This window comes from Pricia mediterranea, from assembly GCF_032248455.1.
In the GTDB taxonomy this organism is placed as follows: domain Bacteria; phylum Bacteroidota; class Bacteroidia; order Flavobacteriales; family Flavobacteriaceae; genus Pricia; species Pricia mediterranea.
Window position 1 is genome coordinate 633,685 of record NZ_JAVTTP010000001.1, and the last position, 22,822, is coordinate 656,506.

Annotated in this window: 21 protein-coding genes; 8 read left to right on the forward strand and 13 right to left on the reverse strand. The window is 47.1% G+C overall.

What is annotated here, in order from left to right; genetic code table 11:
- Window positions 1-2 precede the first annotated feature (2 nt).
- From RQM65_RS02640 to RQM65_RS02650, 3 genes are all read left to right on the forward strand, one after another.
- A complete protein-coding gene (locus RQM65_RS02640) occupies window positions 3-1,601 on the forward strand; it encodes a T9SS type A sorting domain-containing protein (protein WP_314012532.1) in 1,599 nt (532 codons plus the stop codon).
- Window positions 1,598-2,317, forward strand: a complete 720-nt coding sequence (locus RQM65_RS02645; RefSeq protein ID WP_314012533.1) for a hypothetical protein — start codon at window positions 1,598-1,600, stop codon at window positions 2,315-2,317. Before RQM65_RS02640 ends, RQM65_RS02645 begins: the two co-directional genes overlap by 4 nt.
- Window positions 2,318-2,417: 100 nt before the next feature.
- Entirely contained in the window at window positions 2,418-2,969 is a 552-nt protein-coding gene (locus RQM65_RS02650) for a hypothetical protein (protein ID WP_314012534.1), read from the forward strand.
- Between the two features lie 33 nt (window positions 2,970-3,002).
- On the opposite strand, the gene RQM65_RS02655 is transcribed toward RQM65_RS02650, so the two are convergent.
- The 4 genes from RQM65_RS02655 to guaA all read right to left on the reverse strand — a co-directional run bounded on the left by RQM65_RS02655 (window position 3,003) and on the right by guaA (window position 8,083).
- Entirely contained in the window at window positions 3,003-3,578 is a 576-nt protein-coding gene (locus RQM65_RS02655; protein WP_314012535.1) for a DUF922 domain-containing protein, read from the reverse strand.
- Between the two features lie 42 nt (window positions 3,579-3,620).
- Window positions 3,621-4,025 carry an OsmC family protein gene (locus tag RQM65_RS02660; RefSeq protein WP_314012536.1) on the reverse strand — a complete coding sequence of 135 codons (405 nt, stop codon included), beginning with the start codon at window positions 4,023-4,025 and terminating at the stop codon, window positions 3,621-3,623.
- Window positions 4,026-4,259: 234 nt separating this feature from the next.
- Window positions 4,260-6,440, reverse strand: coding sequence for an amino acid ABC transporter substrate-binding protein (locus tag RQM65_RS02665; RefSeq protein ID WP_314012538.1), 2,181 nt, complete (start codon window positions 6,438-6,440; stop codon window positions 4,260-4,262).
- A 110-nt stretch (window positions 6,441-6,550) separates the two neighbouring features.
- Complete coding sequence (gene guaA, locus RQM65_RS02670; protein WP_314012540.1) at window positions 6,551-8,083, reverse strand: glutamine-hydrolyzing GMP synthase; 1,533 nt, start codon at window positions 8,081-8,083, stop codon at window positions 6,551-6,553.
- 1,116 nt (window positions 8,084-9,199) lie between these two features.
- Here guaA and RQM65_RS02675 point away from each other — a divergent pair.
- Complete coding sequence (locus tag RQM65_RS02675; RefSeq protein WP_314012541.1) at window positions 9,200-10,036, forward strand: universal stress protein; 837 nt, start codon at window positions 9,200-9,202, stop codon at window positions 10,034-10,036.
- A 316-nt stretch (window positions 10,037-10,352) separates the two neighbouring features.
- Here the strand turns inward: RQM65_RS02675 and RQM65_RS02680 are convergent, their stop codons facing one another.
- The 8 genes from RQM65_RS02680 to RQM65_RS02715 all read right to left on the reverse strand — a co-directional run bounded on the left by RQM65_RS02680 (window position 10,353) and on the right by RQM65_RS02715 (window position 17,727).
- A complete protein-coding gene (locus RQM65_RS02680; protein ID WP_314012543.1) occupies window positions 10,353-10,787 on the reverse strand; it encodes a hypothetical protein in 435 nt (144 codons plus the stop codon).
- 116 nt (window positions 10,788-10,903) lie between these two features.
- On the reverse strand, window positions 10,904-11,926 hold the full coding sequence (locus tag RQM65_RS02685) for a helix-turn-helix domain-containing protein (protein WP_314012545.1): 1,023 nt from the start codon (window positions 11,924-11,926) through the stop codon (window positions 10,904-10,906).
- A 335-nt stretch (window positions 11,927-12,261) separates the two neighbouring features.
- Window positions 12,262-12,705 carry a response regulator gene (locus tag RQM65_RS02690; protein ID WP_314012546.1) on the reverse strand — a complete coding sequence of 148 codons (444 nt, stop codon included), beginning with the start codon at window positions 12,703-12,705 and terminating at the stop codon, window positions 12,262-12,264.
- Window positions 12,706-12,809: 104 nt separating this feature from the next.
- Complete coding sequence (locus RQM65_RS02695; RefSeq protein ID WP_314012548.1) at window positions 12,810-13,364, reverse strand: helix-turn-helix domain-containing protein; 555 nt, start codon at window positions 13,362-13,364, stop codon at window positions 12,810-12,812.
- 214 nt (window positions 13,365-13,578) lie between these two features.
- Entirely contained in the window at window positions 13,579-14,397 is an 819-nt protein-coding gene (gene ligD, locus RQM65_RS02700) for a non-homologous end-joining DNA ligase (RefSeq protein ID WP_314012550.1), read from the reverse strand.
- A 52-nt stretch (window positions 14,398-14,449) separates the two neighbouring features.
- The gene (gene ligD, locus RQM65_RS02705) at window positions 14,450-15,454 is read right to left on the reverse strand and encodes a non-homologous end-joining DNA ligase (RefSeq protein WP_314012552.1); all 1,005 of its coding nucleotides are present in this window, start codon (window positions 15,452-15,454) and stop codon (window positions 14,450-14,452) included.
- A complete protein-coding gene (locus RQM65_RS02710; protein WP_314012553.1) occupies window positions 15,454-16,047 on the reverse strand; it encodes a DNA polymerase ligase N-terminal domain-containing protein in 594 nt (197 codons plus the stop codon). The genes ligD (RQM65_RS02705) and RQM65_RS02710 overlap by 1 nt, the downstream gene beginning before the upstream one ends.
- Window positions 16,048-16,065: 18 nt before the next feature.
- The gene (locus tag RQM65_RS02715) at window positions 16,066-17,727 is read right to left on the reverse strand and encodes an SDR family oxidoreductase (RefSeq protein ID WP_314016771.1); all 1,662 of its coding nucleotides are present in this window, start codon (window positions 17,725-17,727) and stop codon (window positions 16,066-16,068) included.
- Between the two features lie 62 nt (window positions 17,728-17,789).
- On the opposite strand from RQM65_RS02715, the gene ku reads away from it, so the two are divergent.
- The 4 genes from ku (at window position 17,790) to RQM65_RS02735 (ending at window position 22,086) form a co-directional block, all read left to right on the forward strand.
- Entirely contained in the window at window positions 17,790-18,563 is a 774-nt protein-coding gene (gene ku / locus RQM65_RS02720) for a non-homologous end joining protein Ku (RefSeq protein WP_314012555.1), read from the forward strand.
- 3 nt (window positions 18,564-18,566) lie between these two features.
- Window positions 18,567-20,996, forward strand: a complete 2,430-nt coding sequence (gene ligD, locus RQM65_RS02725; RefSeq protein ID WP_314012556.1) for a DNA ligase D — start codon at window positions 18,567-18,569, stop codon at window positions 20,994-20,996.
- Between the two features lie 182 nt (window positions 20,997-21,178).
- On the forward strand, window positions 21,179-21,664 hold the full coding sequence (locus RQM65_RS02730; protein ID WP_314012558.1) for a YciE/YciF ferroxidase family protein: 486 nt from the start codon (window positions 21,179-21,181) through the stop codon (window positions 21,662-21,664).
- A 155-nt stretch (window positions 21,665-21,819) separates the two neighbouring features.
- Window positions 21,820-22,086, forward strand: a complete 267-nt coding sequence (locus RQM65_RS02735) for a hypothetical protein (protein ID WP_314012560.1) — start codon at window positions 21,820-21,822, stop codon at window positions 22,084-22,086.
- A 72-nt stretch (window positions 22,087-22,158) separates the two neighbouring features.
- Here the strand turns inward: RQM65_RS02735 and RQM65_RS02740 are convergent, their stop codons facing one another.
- A complete protein-coding gene (locus tag RQM65_RS02740; RefSeq protein WP_314012562.1) occupies window positions 22,159-22,707 on the reverse strand; it encodes a fasciclin domain-containing protein in 549 nt (182 codons plus the stop codon).
- Window positions 22,708-22,822: the final 115 nt, after the last annotated feature.

A 22,822-nucleotide genomic window follows, 5' to 3' on the forward strand; every position in this document is an offset into this window, starting at 1 on the left:
CCATGAAACGAATTATCATTTTATTCGCTGGGTTGTTGTTGTGCATCCCATTTTCGAGGGGTCAGTCCATAGTGTCTGCCGAATACTTTTTTGATGGCGATCCAGGGATCGGCAACGGCATCGCGCTGTCGGTCAATGACAATGCGGGACAACTGGCACAGGAATTTTCCATTCCGACCACTGGCCTGTCCGAGGGCTTTCACAGTTTATATATTAGGGTCAATGGCAACAACGGCAATTGGAGTCTATATGACCGCAGTATCTTTTATGTGATGTCATTTACCGACGCCAGCGAACCTATCGCCAATGCAGAATATTTCTTCGATGAAGATCCCGGTATAGGCGAGGGAACGGCTTTGGCCGTGGATACCAATTCGGGGCGATTGGTAGAGAACATGACGATACCTATCGAGGGACTGGCCGAGGGCCAGCATGTGCTTTACATCAGGGTGCAATCTCAAAGCGGAAATTGGAGCCTCTACGACCAGCGGAATTTTGGAGTAACGGCAGACGCTTTGGATAGCACCGTCACCCTGGACGAAACTACCATTACGGCAAACTTGGCTGATGCCACCTACCAATGGCTCGATTGCAACGATGAAAATTCACCGATCCAAGGAGAAACCGACCAAAGTTTCGAGGCCTCGGAAAGTGGAACCTATGCCGTTCAAATTACTAAGGGAGACCAGACCGTGGTTTCGGCCTGTACGGAAATCTCCATTGATTCGGAACCCGGTGACAGTGAAGACGATCAAGACAGTGAGAACGATCAGGAGGGTGAAAACGACCAGGACAATGATGGTGTACCTGATGCGCTTGACCAGTGCGACAACACGTCGGCAGGGGCAGTAGTCGATGCCAATGGCTGCCCTGTTTTTACACTTCCAGCGGATAATTTTATCATCACGACCGTAGGGGAATCCTGTATTTCCAGTAATAACGGTAGTATTGAAATTGCCGCCGAAACGTCTTTACCATATAGCGCGTCGCTGACCGGTCCCAATGGTACGTTGAACCAGGAATTTTCGGATGTCACTGTTTTTCAGGATTTGGTGGCCGGCGCTTACGGACTATGCATTCAAATAGACGGGCAGCCGGACTATGAACGATGTTTTGATGTTTCGTTGACCCAGCCCGAGGCCCTATCGGCAAGTTCAAAGGTGAACGCGATGGCCAGAACGCTCAACTTACATCTTAAAGGAAGCCAAACCTATACCATTACCTTGAACGATGAAATAATTACCACCTCCGATAATGAAATTACCCTGGCTTTACGTAAAGGCGGCAATACAATTACTGTCGTAGGGGATGCCCGTTGTCAAGGCATTTATGAGGAAAAAATTGTTCTGGGTCCCGGAACGTTGGTGTATCCAAATCCCATTGCGAGTGGCAATCTTCACGTGGACCTAAGTTTTGCAAACCTATCGCGCAAAGCGGATATTTCCCTATTTAACCTGAACGGTGCCTTGATTTCCGAAGAAGAACGCAGCATTGAACAGGGCCGTATTCTTCTCGATATGGACGGATTGCCCAAGGGCGTATATATTTTGAGCGTGAGAACCGACGAGGCTTTGTTGAACCAAAAAATAATAAAACGATGAAAATACGATCAGCATCCGCTATATTAGCTTTCGGTCTATTAGTTCTAAGTGCGTGCGGTGGGTCGGACGACACCGTCGACGGTCCCTCAACCCCACCCCCACCAGAGCCGGCACCGCTCGCGGCCACCCTTGTATTTCCGGAAAACAATACAGAGTGTAACGAAGGGGAAGTTATCAGCGACACAGAAAGTAGCGTCACCTTTCAGTGGAACGCATCGCAACATACGGATAGCTATACCGTGAACCTAAAAAATCTCGATACGGGAACGGTATCCCCTACCGACGCGCAGTCCAATAGTGCCGTCATCACCCTCCTCAGAGGCGTACCTTACCAGTGGTCCGTGGTATCTAAGAGCAAGTCTAGTACGAAAACCGCTACGAGCAGTGCTTGGAAGTTCTATAACCAAGGGCCGGGAATCGAGAGTCATGCCCCATTTCCCGCCGAAGCGGTAAGTCCGAAAAGAGGGATTACCGTTGCATCGACCGATGCCATAACGCTGACATGGGCGGGTAGCGACGTTGACAATGATATTAAGGAATATGAGGTATTCTTTGGTAGCAATAAAGATGCTATGGTCTCTTTGGGTATGACGTCAACAACCGAAAAGCAAAACGTGGCGATCAGCCCTAAAACAGTTTACTATTGGAAAGTAACCACCCTTGATAAGGCCGGCAATTCCTCCGGTTCCGACCTCTTTGACTTTCAAGTGGAGTAGTATTATAGTGGAATGATGACTTAAGATCAGAAAAAAAATCTTAATTTTATTCTAAGAACCTTGTTCCAAAAACAACTTTTTGCAAAAAAACACAATCAAAATGAAAAAAACTTTTAAACTCCTAGCCATGGCGGTCATCACTTTTTGTACCGCACAATCCATTTCAGCCCAAGAATTCGATCAGGGCACCAATGTCATCAATGCCGGTATCGGCTTTGGTGGTAACTTCAATTACGGCGGTATCGGTACGTCGTCCCAGGGCCTGGGCCTTAGCGCAAGTTACGAAAGGGGTATTTGGGAAACCGGGGACTTCGGGATTGTCAGCCTTGGAGCCTATTTGGGCTACAAATCCTATACTTCGAAAACTGTGTTCGGAGGTAGCAGATATGATTTCAACTATACCATTATCGGGGCACGTGGTGCGTTTCACTATATCGGACTCGACGTCGAAAATCTCGATGTATATGGGGGCGCCATGCTTTCGCTGAACATCGCTTCTTATGACGGCAATTTTGACAACGACCTAAGCACCCGGCCCAGTGGTACAATTTTCGTTGGCGGTCGATACTATTTTACCGATAGTATCGGAGTGTTCGCAGAAGCCGGATATGGAGTATCGTTCCTGACGATAGGAGCCGCTTTCCGGTTCTAAACCGAATTCCAATTCCTATTATTTCGAACCCTTTCAAGAATCATTTTTTGAAGGGGTTTTTGTTTGTTCAGAAGCTAGCAGCTCTTCGGCAATAGTTCGGTTCCATAGCCGCTGTTGCCGCACATCTTTTGAGAAGTCGGTCTCCCGGTCGTATTTGTTCTGAAAGGCGATAAGTTCCTTAAGGATTTGCTTGTAGATCGCCTTCACCTCGTCTTTCACATCAGATGTAAAGCTTGCTTCCCCCAAGCGCTTTCGGAACAAGCGCGCATATAGCTCCGCAATATCGAAATGCAATTGCTCATGCCCCAAAGTGTTCGCATCGCAGACCTCGGGACGGTACCACGAGCGATAGGGGTAGAACTCACAGCGGACTTCGATTTCCAAAAATTGCCGGCCGTTTTCTTCCGTTGTCGTAAAGGCATAACTGATTCCTGTAGCCGTGGTCGCCGCGGCCCATTCCGTCTTGAAATAGCTTCCCTTAAAATCGGACCATTGCAGTTTGCGGTCCGCGCTCCAGGGAATGGCTTCTTCTTTCTGCGCGGAAACAAATAGCGGAAAAAACAAGAAAACCAATACGGTTATATAATAGGCGCTCCCTCTAGCATCCATAATTTGAAGATCGGGGTATGTTCTATTTCACCAAAAAGTGTACTAAAGTTCCCAAGAGAACGTAATTGACTTCTCGATATCGGGATGCAGACTATAAAGTACGGGACAGGTTTTGCCGGTATTCTCCAGAATTTTGCGGTGTTTCTGCGAGACATCGGCCGGAAGGTTTAGCTTGGCCTCTATTTTTGATATCCTTCGGGGACCCGAAGCCATATGTTTGGTAATGGTTACGGTGGCCCCATCGAGGATAACACCTAAATCCCTGGCCTTAATCCCCATTACCGTAATCATACAACTTCCCAATGCCGTAGCTACGATGTCGGTCGGCGAAAACGCCTGTCCCAGTCCATTATTGTCGACCGGGGCATCGGTCTTAAAAGAATCCCCCGAGCGGATATGCTCGCATGTGGTTCGCAATTCGCCGTCGTAGATAATTTTTGCGGTCATCCCAGTTTAATATTAACTCCGTTTTCAAGTTTTAAGATGTCCTACCGTATCCTTCAAGGCTTAATTCCGCCGTCAACAGGTTCAAAGTTTAAGGCCATCACTTGTCACATTAATCCTCGAGCTAGGTGCAGCGATTGTATCTGAAACCACTTAGGCACATTTCATGTCATATACCCCGCATTAACTGCCCTACACTAAATACTTAATACTCAATACTTAATACTCAATACTATCTTACTGTACCTGCTTGATCCTGAGATCCTCAAAAGTCATAATATACGAAGCTTGGTTGAAGTACCCCGTCACGGGATCTCGCTCATAATCGAACTTGTTGCCCGAATATTCCGTTTCCCCGATAAATTTCGAAACTTCCATCAAGTTGTTCTTGTAGGCCAGTTTCAGCAAGAGGTCCATGGTCATATCGAAGCCTCTTACGGCATAGCGGTCGGGCAGGCTGCCGAAGCGCTTTTGGTAGCGCTTCGAAAATGCACTGCTTTCTGGCATTTTATAGACTGACGGATAGGTGAAATTCAAATTGGAAAGGTGCGTACTTGAAATAACATCGTTCTCAAAGGCGGGATTCTTATTAGTGGTGAACATCCGCAATTTCAATTTGTCCCGCTCCGGCTGCTCGATGTCCAAAAGCGTATTTTCAAATGAGTTCAAAATGGAGCTTACACTTGCTACTAGCTTAAAGTTTTCGGTCTCTACGAACACCCAATTTTCCACCTCATCGGAAAGCCGTGATTTCAGGCTGTCAATTTTGATTCCAATATTCTTTTCCTCCTCGATGACGCGTTCTACTTTGGCATCGGGAAATCGGGACAAGATAGAATCCTTTGCCGCCACGTGCATGGAATCGGCGATGATGACCACATTCTGGCCTTCGTACTGCGCTTCCGCATAATCGAGCATGCGTTCCCGTAGAATCTCTTTGGGAGTATAAGAATAAAATACATTGGACAGACTGACATCGGTTTTCATGGATATCGGTGTCACCAACGGCACCTGTGCACGGCCGGCCCTAACAGCGGTTTCCTTGAAGGACGGTACATCGACCGGACCTATGATGGCAGTATAATCCTCAAGATTCTCGCCCTGCAGTATTTCCCTAGTCCTGGCCAAGTCCAGTTCGTTGTCAAAGGTACGTACGTCGACCGAAACCCCGAGATCGGCGATGGAATCCAACGCGACCAATGCCCCGGAATACAGCCCCATACTCAGTTCGAGGCTCTTTCGTTCTACCATAAGATCTGCGACCTCCGATTGGTCCGACATATCCAGCTTGTTCAAACGAAAAGGCAGTAGAAACAGAAGTTTTGGTCGGTTCGCCACATCGATACTGTCCACCAGGTTGATTTTATCCAGAACGAGGGCATTCCGTACATCGAAATCTCCTTTTTGGTCCTTTGGCAGCTTTAAAACCATCCCCGACTTTAAACCCTCGCTCAAGCTTGGGTTCAGGTCCAACAGCTCCCTATAGGTAAGCCCTAGTTTTCGTGTCAGCGAAAAAACCGTTTGCTTGGGCTTGACCTCGTAAAAATTATAATTTTCCGTATTGACCTCCCCGGCATCCAACTTGACCTGCGGAATACGAATGACCATCCCCTCTTTCAAACCGCCTTTATCGGTTATCTCTGGATTCAAACGGACGACTTCGGAAGGTTCCACCCCGAACTTCTGCTCCAGCCTGTAAAAGTTCATCTTGGGCGGTACGGTATACGATAGGTAGAGCTGTGTTTGTTGGTTTTCCACCGTGCTTCCCGCAGGGCGCGGTAATTTAAGTTCCTGCCCCACCGCTAAATAATCGTCGGTTTTTGACAGTTCAGGGTTCAGCCCTAGCATACTATCGATGGTAATACCGTATTTATTGGCAATGCTCCATCGGGTCTCCTTAGGGGCTACGGTATAGGTTTCAAAATTATCCTCGCCAATTGCTTCCCGTTCCACCTTGGTTCTTCTGTATTGGGGAATTTTCAAGGTCATGTTCCTCTCCAACTGTGATGAATACAGCTCTGGATTATATTTCTTGATCTCATTTTCACTGACGCGAAAACGTTGGGCAATACCGTAAAGCGTTTCTCGTTTTCTTACCCGGTGAGAGGTGAAGCCGATAGGTTCATCGCTTTTGATGACGACGTCATCGGACTGCTTGTTTTCGGTGGACCGCCTTTCGGAAGTAGATTTCGCCCCTCGTGGAATGACCAAAATCGTATTGGCCTTTACTTGATCACCACGTTTGAGTTCTTTGTTATATCGCAGGATGGTAGCAGTATCAACATTATACTGTCTCGAAATACTGGACAAGGTCTCGCCCCTTTGAACGGCATGCGTCGTAAATTTCTGGGCCTTACAGCTCGACAGGGCGATCATCAATAAGATGAAAGCCACAATATGTTTAAAAAATTGGTCCATTACAGGCTATTGGGTTAACACTACACTGAGAACTCGTCTTAAGTTCTACTACTTTATAAACGCAAATTACATCACAAACTTATAAACTCATAAGCATATAAACTCAACACTCACTCCCACTCAATCGTCGCCGGCGGTTTTGAGCTGATATCGTACACCACACGGTTCACCCCCGGCACCTTATTGATAATATCGTTGGAGACCTTCTGTAAAAATTCGTAGGGCAGGTTCACCCAGTCCGCGGTCATGCCATCGGTACTCTCTACTGCACGCAAAGCTACGCATTTTTCGTACGTGCGCTCGTCGCCCATGACCCCAACACTATCTACGGGCAAAAGCATGGCCCCGGCCTGCCACACCTCATCGTATAACCCCCAATCGCGGAGGCCTTTGATGAAAATATAGTCCACCTCCTGAAGGATCGCCACTTTTTCACGGGTGATATCGCCTAGAATGCGGATGGCGAGTCCGGGTCCCGGAAACGGATGTCTTCCTAGGCGTTCGTCGCCAATGGCCATACTCTTTCCTACCCTTCTGACCTCATCCTTGAACAACATCTTTAACGGCTCGACCACCTTTAATTTCATAAAGTCGGGCAAGCCACCAACGTTGTGATGACTTTTTATGGTGGCGGACGGCCCACCGGTAACGGAAACGGATTCGATGACATCGGGATAAATAGTGCCCTGTGCCAACCATTTGACGTCATCGACCAGATGCGCCTCATCGTCGAAGACCTCGATAAAGACCCGTCCGATAATCTTGCGTTTTTTTTCGGGGTCGCTCTCGCCGTTCAGCGCACTCAAAAAACGTTCAGAAGCATCTACTCCCTTGACGTTTAATCCCATATCATGGTATTGTTCAAGGACTTCTTCAAACTCATTTTTTCGCAATAATCCGTTGTTCACGAAAATACAGTACAAGTTTTTACCGATAGCCTTATGCAGCAAAACGGCCGCAACGGTGGAGTCCACACCGCCTGAAAGTCCCAATATCACCTTATCGGTTCCAATTCGCTGTTTTAGTTCGGCCACGGTGACATCGACAAAGGTGTCCGGGGTCCAGGTCTGTTCCAACCCCGCAATTTTCACCAAAAAGTTTTCGAGCAGTTTTTTCCCGTCCTTCGTATGGTAAACCTCTGGATGAAATTGTATGCCGTAAGTACTCTCATTATCAAATTTGTACGCTGCATATTCTACGTCTTGGGTGCTGGCCAGGACACTGGTGTTTTTCGGAAGGTCCTTTATGGTGTCGCTATGGCTCATCCACACCTGGCTCCCCTCGGAAATGGACTCAAAAAACGGATCTTCGGAATTTATATAGGATAAATTGGCTCGTCCGTATTCCCTGGTGTTGGACTTCGCCACGCTTCCCCCGTTAAAGTGTACCAAATACTGTGCCCCGTAGCATACGGCAAGCAGGGGCTTATGCCCCTTGATTCGGGATAGATCTGGATGTGGCGCATCTTCGGCCCGCACCGAAAAAGGGGAACCGGAAAGTATGACCGCCTTAAAGCTCGAAAGGTCTTCGGGCAGCTTGTTATAGGGTTTTATCTCGCAGAAAATGTTTAACTCGCGAACGCGCCGGGCGATAAGCTGGGTATACTGCGAACCGAAATCAAGAATCAGAACGTTATTTTGCATGCGCAAAAATAGGGAATTACGAATTTTAGGGAAGAATCTTCGCCCATATTTATGATCAGGTTTTTAACAAGTCGGAAAAGAGCACCCGGGAGTACCCGGTAAAATTACGGTAAACAGGGATCACACTACCAAAAATCTGATAGCATAATCCGGACTTCCCGTTATAAATCCGCTTTGGAACCTGTTTTTCATCGACAACTTCCAATAAAATGTAAATATAAACTATTTATTTATGTAATATAATATAAACTACTGGTAAACAAAAACAAAAGCCGTTTCCTACAAAGTGTTAAAAGCTAGTATTCGCTCTTCGATTTTTGTAATATGCCCTTAGATTTTCCATTCAGAACCGGTAAGAAGGCCGGCCCTACGAAAAACGGATCCTAGGGAACGAAACGGGAAGAACTACGGACCAACGGAAACCTGCAGACGAAAACGGGATGGAGAAATCCTAATAAAAGAAGGATACAAAAACTGGAGGGGAATTGGTTAATGGGAACCGGTTGGACGGAAAAAAATGGTCCTGTCGGCAGAGCTGGAATAGACTTTAAGGCTTGCGGGTCGAAGAATGAAAGGAATTTGAAGAGCATCTAAAAAAACAAAAGTCCGGGCTACCAAACCCGGACTTTTCATCAAAATCAAAAAACCAACCTAAACACATGAACTTATTAAAGCTTTTTCATGGCGATTTAACTATATAACAACCAAGTGTTCGCTTACCCTACTCCAAAAATTGATTTTTTAATTTTTAGGGAGCTTTATTAAATCCCCGATAGTGTCAAGAGGAGATCGCGGGTAAAACGTCGGTAGTGCTTTCGTTGAAAAAAGTAAAGGGCATGTCCCCACATACCCTTTACCATACTATAAGTGCTTTGCTAACAAAGCACCTAACCTACTTATGAGATACAAACATAGACACAGGGCTCCGTTTATTTTGACCCAAAAAACAAGTAGTTTAACCATATCGATTTGCAGCGCCGATCGTTTTATACCGGTTTTAGGTTTCGGGCTAAAATTCCAATGTTACCAGCTAAAGCCTTAGATTGTTTTCCACTATTTTGTAGCATAGTCGGGTGATTAATATATCCTACCGATGATGACCTTAAATTGAGCCCTATGCGATCAAAAAAACTATTGGTACCCGTAGATTTCAGTAAAGTTTCTAAAAACACCGTGGCTTTCGCCCTTGATCTGGCCAAATTGTGGAACGCCAAGATTCTTTTTGTCCATGGGTTCCGGGTGGCATTTGCCACCTACGAGCGGCCATCGATGTCCCCTACTGTAGAACCGATCTCGACTAGCGGACCTTCGGAAGAAGAGTTAAGCCGGGAAAAACTTTCCAATTTTCTTGGAACCTTTCCACACCTCGATGCCGTAGCGCATTCCGATATTGTGGGCCTGGGTCCTGCTGTCAACATTATTGAACAGACTGCCGACAACGAAAATGTCGACCTGGTTGTCATGGGCACCACCGGCGCCAGTGAGGTAGAGGGGTTTTTTATCGGGACGAACAGCGAGAAGGTCAGCCGTAAATCGCCATGTCCTGTATTGGTAATACCCGTTGATTTTAAAAAGCATACCATCAAAACCGTCTGTCTTGCGTTGGACGATCCCAACAACAATGATGTGCCACTGAAAATTTTAATTGACCTACTTTCGGCATTCAATGCCAAACTGAGAATTGTTCATATTTCCACCAACGACGAGACCGCGTTCAGCAAAGAAAAGGTGCTACAGCGCTATCAAGAGCCACTGTCAAGGATTGAACATTCCTTTCATGTTTTTTACAACGAAAATCCGCAGGAGGGCCTGAAGGAGTTTCTCGATAAGTATCCCATCGACCTTATGGCCTTGATGTATCGGCAACACAGTTTTCTCGAGCGATTGTTTCAACCGGGAACACGAAAGAAGATGGTATTCAAAACCGAAATTCCGCTACTTGTTCTAAAATAAGAAAACTTCAAGTAAAGGAATGAGTATCCCTATAGAAGCCGCGTTGAATGCGCTATTCCCCCTGATAGCATTCCAAGGCATCTCTTGGTTGACGAGAAAAGGGTTCTGCCTCCAATTTTGCGGACAATCAAGAACCTCGCCAACCGTTGAAGCGGCCCGCTAACGGAAAGAGGACGGAAGAAAGACAAATACTCTTCTTAACATTCTAAAGGGAAGGCCAATGCCCAAAGACACACTTTAGTCCTCGGCAATCTTCATTACTTCGTCCTTTTGTCAAATTAAATGTCATACCCCCCACAGGACACAAGACGTAGTGCTATTTTCGATGCCATTTGTTTTCGAACCACCGAACGGCCACTTGTAGATAAACCGTAGCCACAAAAATCGGTAGCGCATTTCTCAAGGTACGAATGGCATTCAGCATGTTTTTGCCATAGGGGCGTTCCGAGAGGTCGATATGCCGGAACAGCTGATCGTTATAATGGGCAAAAATGAGGAAGGCCACGGTCAGGTAGGCATAGTTGAACCAAAAGAAAAAATTACGTTTTTCAGTCCATTTGTAATACACGGCGATAGTTGCAGTAATCAGCCAGCAGCTCCAAAGCCCGATTAGAAAGTCAACGGAGGCCCTTTGCAAAGCTTCCCAATCATTCTGGTTTACACCGGTTTGCATTTGCGTTATCAAATAAATAGGTATGGCCAGTATCAGGGTAAAGGTCACGGATAGAACAGAGTGCCTTCGAGAATTCATTTTCACTTTCTTTTATTCAAATGTAATGTCCGGTGCCTAAAATTCAAAGCCCTTTTGACAGATCGGTCTGGAAAGGTTGGCTTTATCCGTACGGTAGTTCGGACTATTAAAGTCTCTTATGATGCCGCCATACGATTCCCTTTTCTGTATATTTTGGGACTGCAGTTGTATTTGTTCTTGAATATTTTAGAGAAATAGCTGCGACTGGTAAAGCCGATACTATAGACAATTTCGGAAATGTTCATATCGGTGTTTTTGATCAGTTGTTCGGATTTTTGAATACGGACTTCCCGAATGTGGTCGGTCACCGTGCGCCCGTGCATCAGTTTGAATCCCTCTTGCAGCTTTGAAGGGGAGAGTCCCGATTTACGGGATAATTTTTTTATGGGTAGATCCGTTTCGGCGTAGTGGGTAATAAACTCCGAGAGCTCCTTTACCCTTTCCATTTCTTCGCCGGTCAAGCTCCCGTTAGTATTCCGGTTATTGTGTAGGTCATCGCGCTGCTGCTGTATTTCAAGCCCCAGAATCATATGTACCGTACCTTCGACAAGCAAATTTTTGGCGATACCCTGGTGTGATATAAACCTCAATTGCTGGATTTTTTCCGCAATTTGTAGGTTGTACGAACCAACATACGCAAAACTTTCTGAGTTCCGGTCGCTGAAGAACGATTTTCGCAGGTTGTGGTAGAGGTGGTTGGTACCGTGATCGGTTTGTGCGCCCGTAGCATTGATCACAATGAGAGAGGCCTTGAGACGTCGTCCTTTTTCAAAATAAAGGATATTGGCCTCCGAGGGTTTACAGAACAATATGCCCGTCTGAAAATTTTGAAGCGTACGCCGCTCTTCCTCACTTTCGAAACGGTGTTCTATTTGGCCTTGCGAACAATAGGCAAAATAGAAGGGGGACGAGTGTTGCGTATTCCAGCTCACCCTAAAATTTTCAGAAAAAGTCATATCGAATTCTACGAACGATACTCCCCCCTTAAAAGCGAACCCCTTGATTAGACCTTGGCCCAGGCCGTTGTCCAGATCCAGTTCATATTCGGTGGATTCCCGGTGAAGCTGGCCCCCGAAATTTTGATGGAGCTGTTGAAACATGTTGGCGATTTTAGTCGTCTTGAGGGAAAGTGTTTTCATAGTGTTCTCGGTTTTAAAACTCCCATTATCTGATAAGGCAAAATCAAACCATTGACAGACAATGGGAAAAAGTTTCTATTATTTTCATGGTATCCGTCGGTTAATTTGGACTACAAGACAGTTACTTAACCTCGGTTGTGGATTTTCACCAAGAGTGTCATTTCTTGTAAGTCAAAGATGGCAATTTGATGGGTGGATGACTTACAGTTTGTGCCGAATATGTTTTAAAATTGTCCTTTTAGTGGGGTAATGGGTTTGGTGAAGAAGAGGCGGGCAATCAAATAGTAACTGTTTTCACAGAAATATGGTAGAACCAAGTAGAAGGTAAGCCTAAACTACGTCCGAAGTAAAAAATTACTCCGGTTCAGATTAGAGGTATGGTACTGCCAATTGACCTGTAATACCTTCTTCAAGACTTTTTTTAATTTTTGCAGGTCTTCGGGTTTCTCGATATAGATGTTGGCACCTTCCGAAAAGGTATTCTCAATGAGGTCTTCGGCGGTAAAGTTGGAATAGATAGCTACGATAGCGTCTTGCCATTCCGGGGTTTTCCTTATTTGCCTTAGACACTCCAACCCGTCGATTTTTGGCATTTTCATGTCAAGGAATATAAGATCGGGAATGGTATCGGTTGCATTCAAATGCGCTATAAACGCTTCCCCGCAGGCGAACAGTAACAGCTCGGAACGTATCTCGAAAGAAGCTATGGCCTCTTTGAACAACAAAAGGTCATCGGGATCGTCATCGACCAACAGTATGTGCAATGGGGATACCGCCATGTAGGTTTTATTTATTGTCTTTCAAGTTTGTTGTATATTCTTAAGATTTCGGCCTTTTAGGGTTGTGTTTTCAAGATTCTCCCTAAAACTTAGGTATTTCTAGTTCAATACGTGCCTTTTAAATTTCTCTTTTCGATAACTTTCAAGAAAGCGGTGGGCGTCATTCCCGTAACCTTCTTGAATTGGGAAGAGAAATGGGCGAGACTGCTATAATTTAGTTTGTGCGCTACTTCGGTCAGGGTCAGGTTCTCGTCGACCATAAGGTTTTTGGCATAATCAATTTTTTTTAAAATGACGAAACTCTCAATGGAGACATGGGTCATTTCAGGAAAAACGTTGGAAAGATGCGCATAGGAATAATTCAGTTTTTCTGACAGATAGGTAGAAAGCTTGTAGCGTACCGCCCTATCGTCGTACACCATTTCGGTAATGGCATCCTTGATGCGCTGGACCAGTATCGTTCTATGGCCGTCCAAAATCTCTATGCCGTATTCTCCGAGTGCCGATTTCAGCTGCAACAGTTGTTCGGATGAGATGTCTTCTTCCAATTTAAGTTGGCCCGAACCGCTTAAGGTATATGCCACATCCAATTTCTCTAGTTGCTCTTTAATAACAGCACTACGGAGACATTGAAGATCGTATTTTAGGTAAATATTCATCTATGATTTAGGTTGAAGTCACATCGACTGGTTTAAAGTACAGCTTCCTATCTACAAAAATGATCTTGCTTGAAACTAAATTTGACTCTTTTTTGTTTTTACAGGGACTCGTAAACAATGTTCATGATGCACACCATTAAAACTACACACCTATGTCTCACGGTTATACAAATAGAAGTCTTACGTCTTAAGTCCTTTCGTCTTATGTCAAATTTTAGGAGGCTTTGGCACCAAGCCGTCTAAAAATATTGCCGTAATGATAATGGTCCCCGCCTTCGAGCTTGTTGAGTTCGCCCCACTCCACGGGTGTGGCCACTCCGGCCTTTGGGGTCGGGCGCAATGAAAAGGGACATATAGCGGTCTGTCCGTAGGCGTTGCGAAGGTAATCGAGAAATACCTTCTTGCCCCTTTTGCTCTTTCGCATTTCCAAGGTCAGCAGTTCGGGATGCCTATCCACAAGCTTTTCGGCCATTTTATGGGTCGCTTTCCGGACTTCGTCAAAATTATCGGCTTTTTTAATCCCGTAGAATACATGCAGGCCCGATTTTCCCGTGGTCATGAGCCGGGCCTCAATCCCTTCTTCCCGGAGCTCGTCGCCCACGATCCGCGCCGCTTTTTTCACTTTGCTAAAATCGGTAGCATCGGACGGGTCCAGATCAAAGACCACCTTATCGGGCCGGTGCAGGTCATTTTTTCGTGAAAGCCAAACGTGAAAGCTGATCGCCCCTTGATTGGCCAGGTAGATCAAACTCTTTTGGGAATTGCATATAATCTGTTCGCTCGTGCCCTTTTCCGTTTCGATCGTAATCCGCTCGATAAAATCCGGATAATAGTCTTGGGCATGTTTTTGAAAAAAACCTTCTCCATCGATGCCATCGGGAAAACGTTGTAAGGTCAAGGGGCGATTTTTGAGAAACGGCAGCATGCGATCGGAAATCTTATGGTAATAGGTTACCATATCGGCTTTGGTAATGCCCTTATCGGGGAATAACGGTTTATCGGGATGGCTTATTTCGATGCCGGAGATTTTCATGTTCTTGGAATGTTATAGGTCAAAAATTGGCGCCCAGTCTGAAAGGCCGCGTTCACATTTCCTTTTTAACCGCTTTGGGATCTTTATCGTCCCGGATGCCCACAAAACTGGGATGCCTTAGTTTATTGGAATCCGTCCATTCGGTAAACTCAAATTGACCCACATAATCGGGAGCGACCCAGTGATTCTGTCCCCCATTATCATCTTCATAATTGGAAAAGGGACTGTCCGATTGTTCAATCTCATCGAAATTTGTGCGCCATTCCTTTAAGAATTCATCGGAAAAACCCGTGCCGACCTTACCCGCGTATTGCAGCTTTTCGCCCTCATAAAATCCGACCAACAGGGCTCCGAACCCTTTGCGATCGCCCTGGGGCTCGGTAAATCCTCCGATAACAAGTTCCTGACCGTTTACACATTTGAACTTTAGCCACTTACGGCTTCGGGTATGGCGATAAGTCGAGGTACCGTCCTTGGCAATAATGCCTTCCCAACCCTTATTGCAGGCTTCCTTGTGAAATTTCTGTCCCTTTTCCCGCCGATGCGGGGTATAGCGTAAGGGAACCTTTTCGTTCCAATCAAAATTACGTTTGAGCAACTGTTTGCGCTGTACCAGCGGCAAATCGTGCAGGGCATAGCCATCGAAATAGAGCAGGTCAAAAATATAGAGATAGGTCTTGACCCCGATGCTTCTTGCTTTCTCGGAGTCGGCGACCTGCATGCGTTTTTGCAGTTTCTTAAAACTGGTAACCTTACCCTCGAATGCCACAATTTCACCGTCGATCACGAAATCACGTGTAGAAAGGCTGTTCATGGCTTCGGTCAGTTCCGGAAAACGCGCATTCGCTTTTTTTCCGTTGCGCGAATACAAGTGGGGACTGCCGTTCACCATATAGACCAAACAGCGCATCCCGTCGAGTTTTCGCTCATAGATCCAATCGGGGTCGTCAAAAAAATTTTTGGTCAGGGTAGCGAGCATCGGGGAACGGAACTCGGGAAAATCGGTCTTCTCGATGCTGCCGTCTCCAGCCAGGTCCTGTATGGTGGTTGCGTCCATCAGGTTGCTGCTTTTTCGATTTCTTGCATCGTACGCCCGCTGGCGACGCTTTCGTTTTGGGTACTGATAGGGTTCCGGCGGGCGTCGGCGGCATCATCGTCCATCTTGATCAAGAGCCAGTTGCCTTCCATTTTTCCGCCCTTCATTTTTATCAAGGCGTATCCGCCCTGGAGCTTTTCCCCCTTGAGCCGCACCTCCACGGTTCCCATTTGATAACTCTTTTTCAGGGATATCGATTGACCGTCGTCATCTTTTTTAATATTCTCGAATGCGCCCCGGTCCCATATCATAACGGTACCGCCGCCGTACTGATCTTCGGGAATGACCCCTTCGAACTCGGCGTATTCGATGGGATGGTCCTCCGTGGGAATGGCCATCCGCTTTACACTGGGATCGGTGCTGGGTCCCTTGGGTACGGACCACGATTTGAGGGTGCCGTCGATTTCCAGCCGAAAGTCGTAATGCAGGTTGGTAGCATCGTGTTTTTGGATGACAAAGATCGGATGTTCTCCCGATTTTTTATTGCCTGTAGCCCCCTCTGGCTCCTTCGTTTGGTTAAAATCCCTTTTTTTACTGTATTCTTCAGTGCCCATGGCTGGATTGATGTTTATTTAAAGAAAATGAAACTTCCGGTAAGGCATTACCTCTTTCGCATTCATTGTTGACCCCATTGGATTGTGTCGTTTCGAAGGAAATCTTGTCCGGTGACCGTTACTGATCAAGGTATCATCCGAATTGTTTTTATCCCGTAACGCGCCCCATAGCAGGAAACCGCCCGCTATCAAGCCGATGGCGCCCCATATTTCTTTGTGTTTGGTTACGCGGTTAAATACACTGTACTCTAAAGCCTGGGCACCGAAATCACCGTGTGCCCCGTGGTTTCCCGGCACCGGCTCCCACAGATTGTTTTTTCTATTGGGGTCTTCCGGCACCTCGGTCAATTGGCCCTCGAATCCATGCTCCGCCATATAATGATCCAGATATTCCGGCACCAGGCGATTGCCCCATACCGTTTTTACGGTAGAAAAGGCGACCATACGTTCGCGGACGTCTTCATGGGCTACCTCGAAAATGGCCTGTGAGGCCACCTCGGGCTCGAAGATGGCCCCCATGGGTTTGGGCTTTCTGTCCATCCGGGATTTGACCCACCCGAACTGGGTGGTATTCATGGCGGGCAGGTGTACGATAGAGAGTCCGATTTTAGAACCTTCGTGGAAGAGTTCGGCCCGGAGGGACTCAAAAAATCCCTGAATCGCATGTTTGCTGCCGCAGTAGGCGGATTGGAGCGGAATGCCCCTATAGGCCAAGGCCGATCCGACCAGGATGATCTTGCCCCTGTTCCGCGGCCGCATATGTTCCAAGGCGGCCAGGGTGCCGTACACCTGCCCCAGGTAGGTCACCTCGGTCACGCGCCTGTATTCCTCGGATTGCATTTCCGAGACCTTGCTGAAAACGCTGACCATGGCATTGTTGATCCATACGTCAATGGCCCCGATGTGTTCTTCGGCAAAAGCGGCCGCATCCTTCATTTTTTGGGCATCGGCCACGTCTGCAATATACACCCAGGCTTTTCCGCCCCGGGCCTCCACCTCATTTTTGGTGGCTTCGAGCGCTTCTTCGCCCCGGGCGATCAGAAAGATATATGCCCCGCTCTCCGCAAAGCGCCAGGCAGTGGTACGGCCGACCCCGCCCGAGGCACCGGTAATCACGACCACCTCGGGCCTTTTACCGGCGGCCGTTGCCAGATTGGATCGGAAATGCGGCTGCGAGGGCGAAGAGGCTTCCGCCAAGGGCACTGCTTCCTCGGAAGTCAGCCAGGTGACCGCCTTCTCCCTTTCATCAGTGTTGAAGGTCTTGGTCTTCAGGTCCGGGGCAATGGGTCCCAACACCTTTACCGCATCCTCTACCCAATCGACGTCACTTACCAATGCCGCTTTATCGATGGAACCAAAATATTTGAGTCCCGCTTTAAAATCTTTCCACATCGCGGTGATACTGGCGTAATCGTACTCGTGAACAACGGCCAGAAAATTGAAATTGCCGTGTTTTCTCTTATAATCCCTCATTTGGACGTCCATCGTCTTCAGATTTTGTTCGGAAATTTCCCCGGAAATCTCGATTCCAAAGATACCGTCGGCGGTGTCTTCTATTTTGTGAACGGATATGAAGAAAACGGCCAGACTTGTGGCAATATGCCTCTGATCAACCGATGAAAGAACCGTAACGAAAATAATTTTGACCCGAAGGAATAAAATGAAAGCGATTTTGAAAATGCGGAGGTAAGGAAAAAGACAATTTAATTATCTTGTAGCCATGCACGCCAAAAAAAAAACGTATGAGATCAATATGGAACGGTTCCGTCAGTTTTGGGCTGGTTTCCATCCCCATTAAACTGTTCTCCGGCTCCGAGGAACGCGCTTTGGACCTTGATATGCTGGACAGCCATGACCATGAGCGAATCCGGTACAAGAGAGTGAACGAAAAAACGGGCGAGGAAGTCGAATGGAAGGATATCGTCAAGGGCTACAAGAAAGACGACGGCTATGTCATCTTGGAAAAGGAAGATTTCGAGAACGCCAATATGAAAAAAAGCAAGACCATCGATATAGAACAATTTATCGAAGAGGCCGAAGTGGCCGACGTTCTTTTTAAAAAGCCCTACTTTATAAAACCACAAAAAGGCGGTGAGAAATCGTATTCCCTTTTGCGAAAGGCCCTTAAGGAGACCAAGAAATTGGGAGTGGCTACCTTTGTAATGCGCCAAAAAGAACACCTTTCCCTAATAGGTGTTTATGAGGATGCCCTCGTTTTACACGTAATCCGGTTCGAGGAAGAAATAAGGGATACCGGGGAGCTGGAGCTGCCCCAGGAGAAAATCGGGAAAAAAGAACTCGAAATGGCCATTTCCCTAATCGACCAGTACACCGAAGCCTTCGACTTTGGCAAATTTGAGGATGTGTACAACGAACAATTACTGAAAATAATTGAATCGAAGGCATCCGGGCAACTGCCGAAACCCGAAAAATTCGAATCCGAACCGACCCCCGCCAAAGATCTCATGGCGCAATTGAAGGCCAGCCTGGAAAAGCGGAAAAAAACGGCATCCTAAAAAGTGAGTCTAAAAGCATACAACAAAAAACGGGATTTTTCAAAAACTCCGGAACCTTCAGGGAACGCTGGGGATTCGCCGAACAGTGTTCACCGCTTTGTCGTTCAACGACACAAGGCCAGAAAACTGCATTACGACCTACGTTTGGAAATCAACGGTACCCTTAAGAGCTGGGCCGTGCCAAAAGGACCATCGATGAATCCCGCCGACAAGCGCTTGGCGGTCCGAACCGAGGACCATCCCCTTGAATATCTTCATTTTCACGGTACCATTCCTAAAGGAAACTATGGGGCCGGAACCATGACCATCTGGGATTCGGGCAGCTTTGATATCGATGGCGCCGAAGACAATCCGGGGCTGCTGCCACAGTTCCGGAAGGGAAACATGAAGCTTATACTTTCCGGTCAGAAACTGAAGGGCCGTTTTGCCCTGGTCCGGACGGGAGAACGCAGCGGAAAGGAAAGTTGGTTGCTTATCAAAAAGAACGACGGCTTTGCCACCGACCTTTTCTACGATGCGGAGACCTTGATCGAACCTTCCCAAAAATCTTCCAAAGAACCCCCGGGGAAAATTGCTCCCGGAAAAATCGTGCCGCCCATGCTCGCCGGGTCCGCCAAGGAGATATTCAACAATCCCAAATGGATCTACGAACTAAAATGGGACGGGTATCGGATCGTGGCGCATATTTCCGGGGATGGGGTATTGCTGCAATCCAGGAACGGCATTACTATGAACCAAAATTTCCCCGAACTGGCCAAGGAACTGGAATCGGTGGGGCACGAGACTATAATGGACGGTGAGCTAACCGTATTGGACGAAAACGGGGTCTCACAGTTCGGGGAACTGCAAAACTGGCCCGACACTCGAGGCACTTTGCGATATTACGTGTTCGACATGTTATACCTGAACGGGCACAGTATGCTCGACCTGCCACTTTTGGACAGAAAAAGCTTGATCCAAGAGGTTATCGAGGGATTGCGAACGGCGCATTATTGCGACCATGTGGAGGGTATGGGGGCGGCACTTTTTGAAAGAGCCGTCGAGGAAGGTATGGAAGGCGTAATGGCCAAGGCCGGCGATTCCAACTATGTCCCCGGGGCCCGCACCGAAAAATGGTTGAAGATCAAAAACGTCGAAAGCGAGGACGCCCTAATATGCGGCTATACCGATTCCGTGGGCGGGGGCGTGGCCTTCGGCTCCCTGATACTGGGAAAACGCGAAGAAGACGGGCTCAAATACGTCGGCAACTGTGGATCGGGATTCGGCGAAGCCGACCGGAAAGTCCTCTTAAAACGTTTTGCACCCTTCCGCACCAAAAAAAACCCGTTCGGTAAAAAATTGGCGTTAAAAGGGCGAAAACCTAACTGGATGTTGCCCAATTTGGAATGCGAGGTCCACTATTCCGAACGTACCAAGAACGGTCTGTTGCGGAATCCCGTATTCAAAAGACTGCGCAAGGCACCCGAAGTACCCCGGAACGCCCCATCCCCAAGCCCGAAACCCACAGGGAACGATGCCAGGGAAACCCTGGATATCGATGGGCTGCCCGTGACCATCAGCAACCTCAACAAGGTGTACTGGCCAGATTCGGGATACACCAAGTACGACCTCATCGATTATTACCTACAAGTTTCCGACATCCTTGTACCCTATTTAAAGGACAGGCCCGAGAGCCTCCATCGGCATCCGAACGGGATTATGGAAGAAGGTTTCTATCAAAAGGACAACGAAAACGTGCCCGAATGGATGCAGACGGCTACCATCTATTCCAAATCTTCCGAAAGGGACATCAATTATCTGCTCTGTCAAAATACGGCCTCGCTGATTTATATGGCGAACCTGGGCTGCATCGAAATCCATCCCTGGAACTCCAAAACCGATAATTTGGACAGACCGGATTACGGCATTATCGACCTCGATCCGCCAGAAGGAACGGATTTTAAAAAGGTAATAGAGTCCGCCTTGGCGGTACACCAAGTCCTCAACGAAGGGAAGATCGAGGGCTATTGCAAGACCTCGGGTGCCAAGGGCCTACATGTTTATCTGCCCATGAACGGCGAATATACCTATGAAGAAGTCCGGAATTTTACCAAACTCATCTGTTATTTTGTACAGCGACGAATTCCCGAACTTACCACGATGGAACGTCGTATAAAAGATCGCAACGGAAAGATATATCTCGATTACCTGCAGAATCGGAAAGGGCACACGGTCGTATCGCCCTATTCCGTACGTCCGGTCAAGGGCGCCCAGGTTTCCGCCCCTTTGCTTTGGAGCGAACTAGAAGACGGCCTTCTACCTTCCGATTTCACCCTAAAAAATATGCCGGACAGGCTTGCACGTAAAGGTGATCTATTCGTTCCCATATTGCAAGAGGGCATCTCCATGGAAAAGGCTTTGGAAAGGCTCGATAGAATGTCGGCGGAGACATAGGCATTCTCGGCACCCAAGCGGCATACCAAAAAATCTCGCAGTCCGATAAAGTTAAAAACTTATTTCAAACAGCTTCCCTAAGCCTTGGACCAACAATATCTTTACTCTAAGCCTTAGGCCGACAATATCTTTACAATATCCTTGAGACTTAGACCAGACGATATGGCGGATTAAAAAAAACCGTGGAAAAGAAAATAATGCGCGACCTTTTCGAGAGACAATTGCAGAACCTCTACAATTCTGAACTTCTCATATTGAACATCTTACCGGAGATGCTCAAATATGCGACGGACAAAGAATTGAAGGAAATCATAAGGCGCTATACCGAACAGACCTATGACCAAAAGCAAAGGCTTGTGGAAATAGGCGAATATCTCCATATCAGGTTCAAAATAAATGATGGAAAAATCATTCTAGGGCTGCTCGAAGAAACCAGGGATCTGTTCGCGGATTTTCCCGGAGGTTTTTTAATGGATGTGGGAATCATTTCAAAAATACAACATATAGGCCATTTTCAAATCTCCGCCTACGAGACCGCCCTTCTTTATGCCAAGGCGCTGGACATTAAAGAGGTTGCCGACCAGCTCGATGAGACCTTATGGGAAGCCTACGAGGGAGATGAGAATTGCGGCGATTATGCAAGAAATTTAATATTTAACAAAAACTAATGCGATTCGCCGCTTCTGCACATCAAAACTCCGTGTCGTCAAAAGGTCGCTTTCCCCTAATCCAGATGTTCTGAAAACCGGCTGTTTTGTAAAAAATAGGGCCCTATACCCCACAGGATCGCTGGGAAGAAGAAAGCGGATTTTCACCCTTTACCATGGCCGTACAAATAGCAGCCTTGTTGGCCGGGGCGGACCTGGCCGACGAAAACAAGGAAGATGATCTGGCCCGCTATTGCCGGCAGACGGCGGACAGCTGGAACGACTCCATCGAATACCGTTCCCACGTCACGGATACCCCCGATGGCCCGAGAGAACGGAGTGGCCGGATACTACATTCGAATCAATCCACATGTGGATATTCCCGCCGACCGGCTCGGCATGAACTATTTGATCCAAGGAAAAAACCCTGTTTCAGGAGTTAAATACATCCCGAAACAGAGTATTTGAGAAACAAGGCATTCTCTTCTGTACGTTACACTAAGGCATCACGTTCTTTAGTTCATGATATCGCCAGTGGGTTGCAGTACATTGTCCATGATCTGTATTACACCGTCGGACGTCTTGATATCGGGCTCAACAATCTGCGCTCCCCCGATGCTCACGGTATTGCCGGTAGTGGAAACACGTATTTCCTCTTCGCCTTCGGTATCCATGATATCGGCATCCTTAAAATCGCGCTTCATTACCTTTTTTGGCATATAGTGTCGCTTTACAAAGTTAATCAACTTTGTTCTGTTTTTCGGATCTGTCAACTCAGCAAACTCCTCGATGGTCATATCGGCAAAAGCTTCGTTGGTAGGCACAAAAAGCGTGTGAGGGCTGTCGGCCAAAGTCAGCGAAACCTCAAGATTGGCCAAAGCGACCAAATCCGAAAAAGTCGATACCTGCCTGTCCATATGAAGCAGATCTAAAGTAGAATAGGATTCGGGATTGTCGATTCCCTCAAATACTTTCCCGTCGTTACCGGATTGCGCTGTGGCGGTAAAACCGATCAGGATGGCGCCGAAGGTCAGCAGACAAAATTTTGTCAGATAATTTTTCATGGTGTATAAGTTGAACTATTAATATAAAACCGGATGGACCGGTATCCGGACCTTTGTTCGGACAGTTCAATTTTATAAAAATCGGAGGATAGCCCGTGACTTAATCCATAGCAAC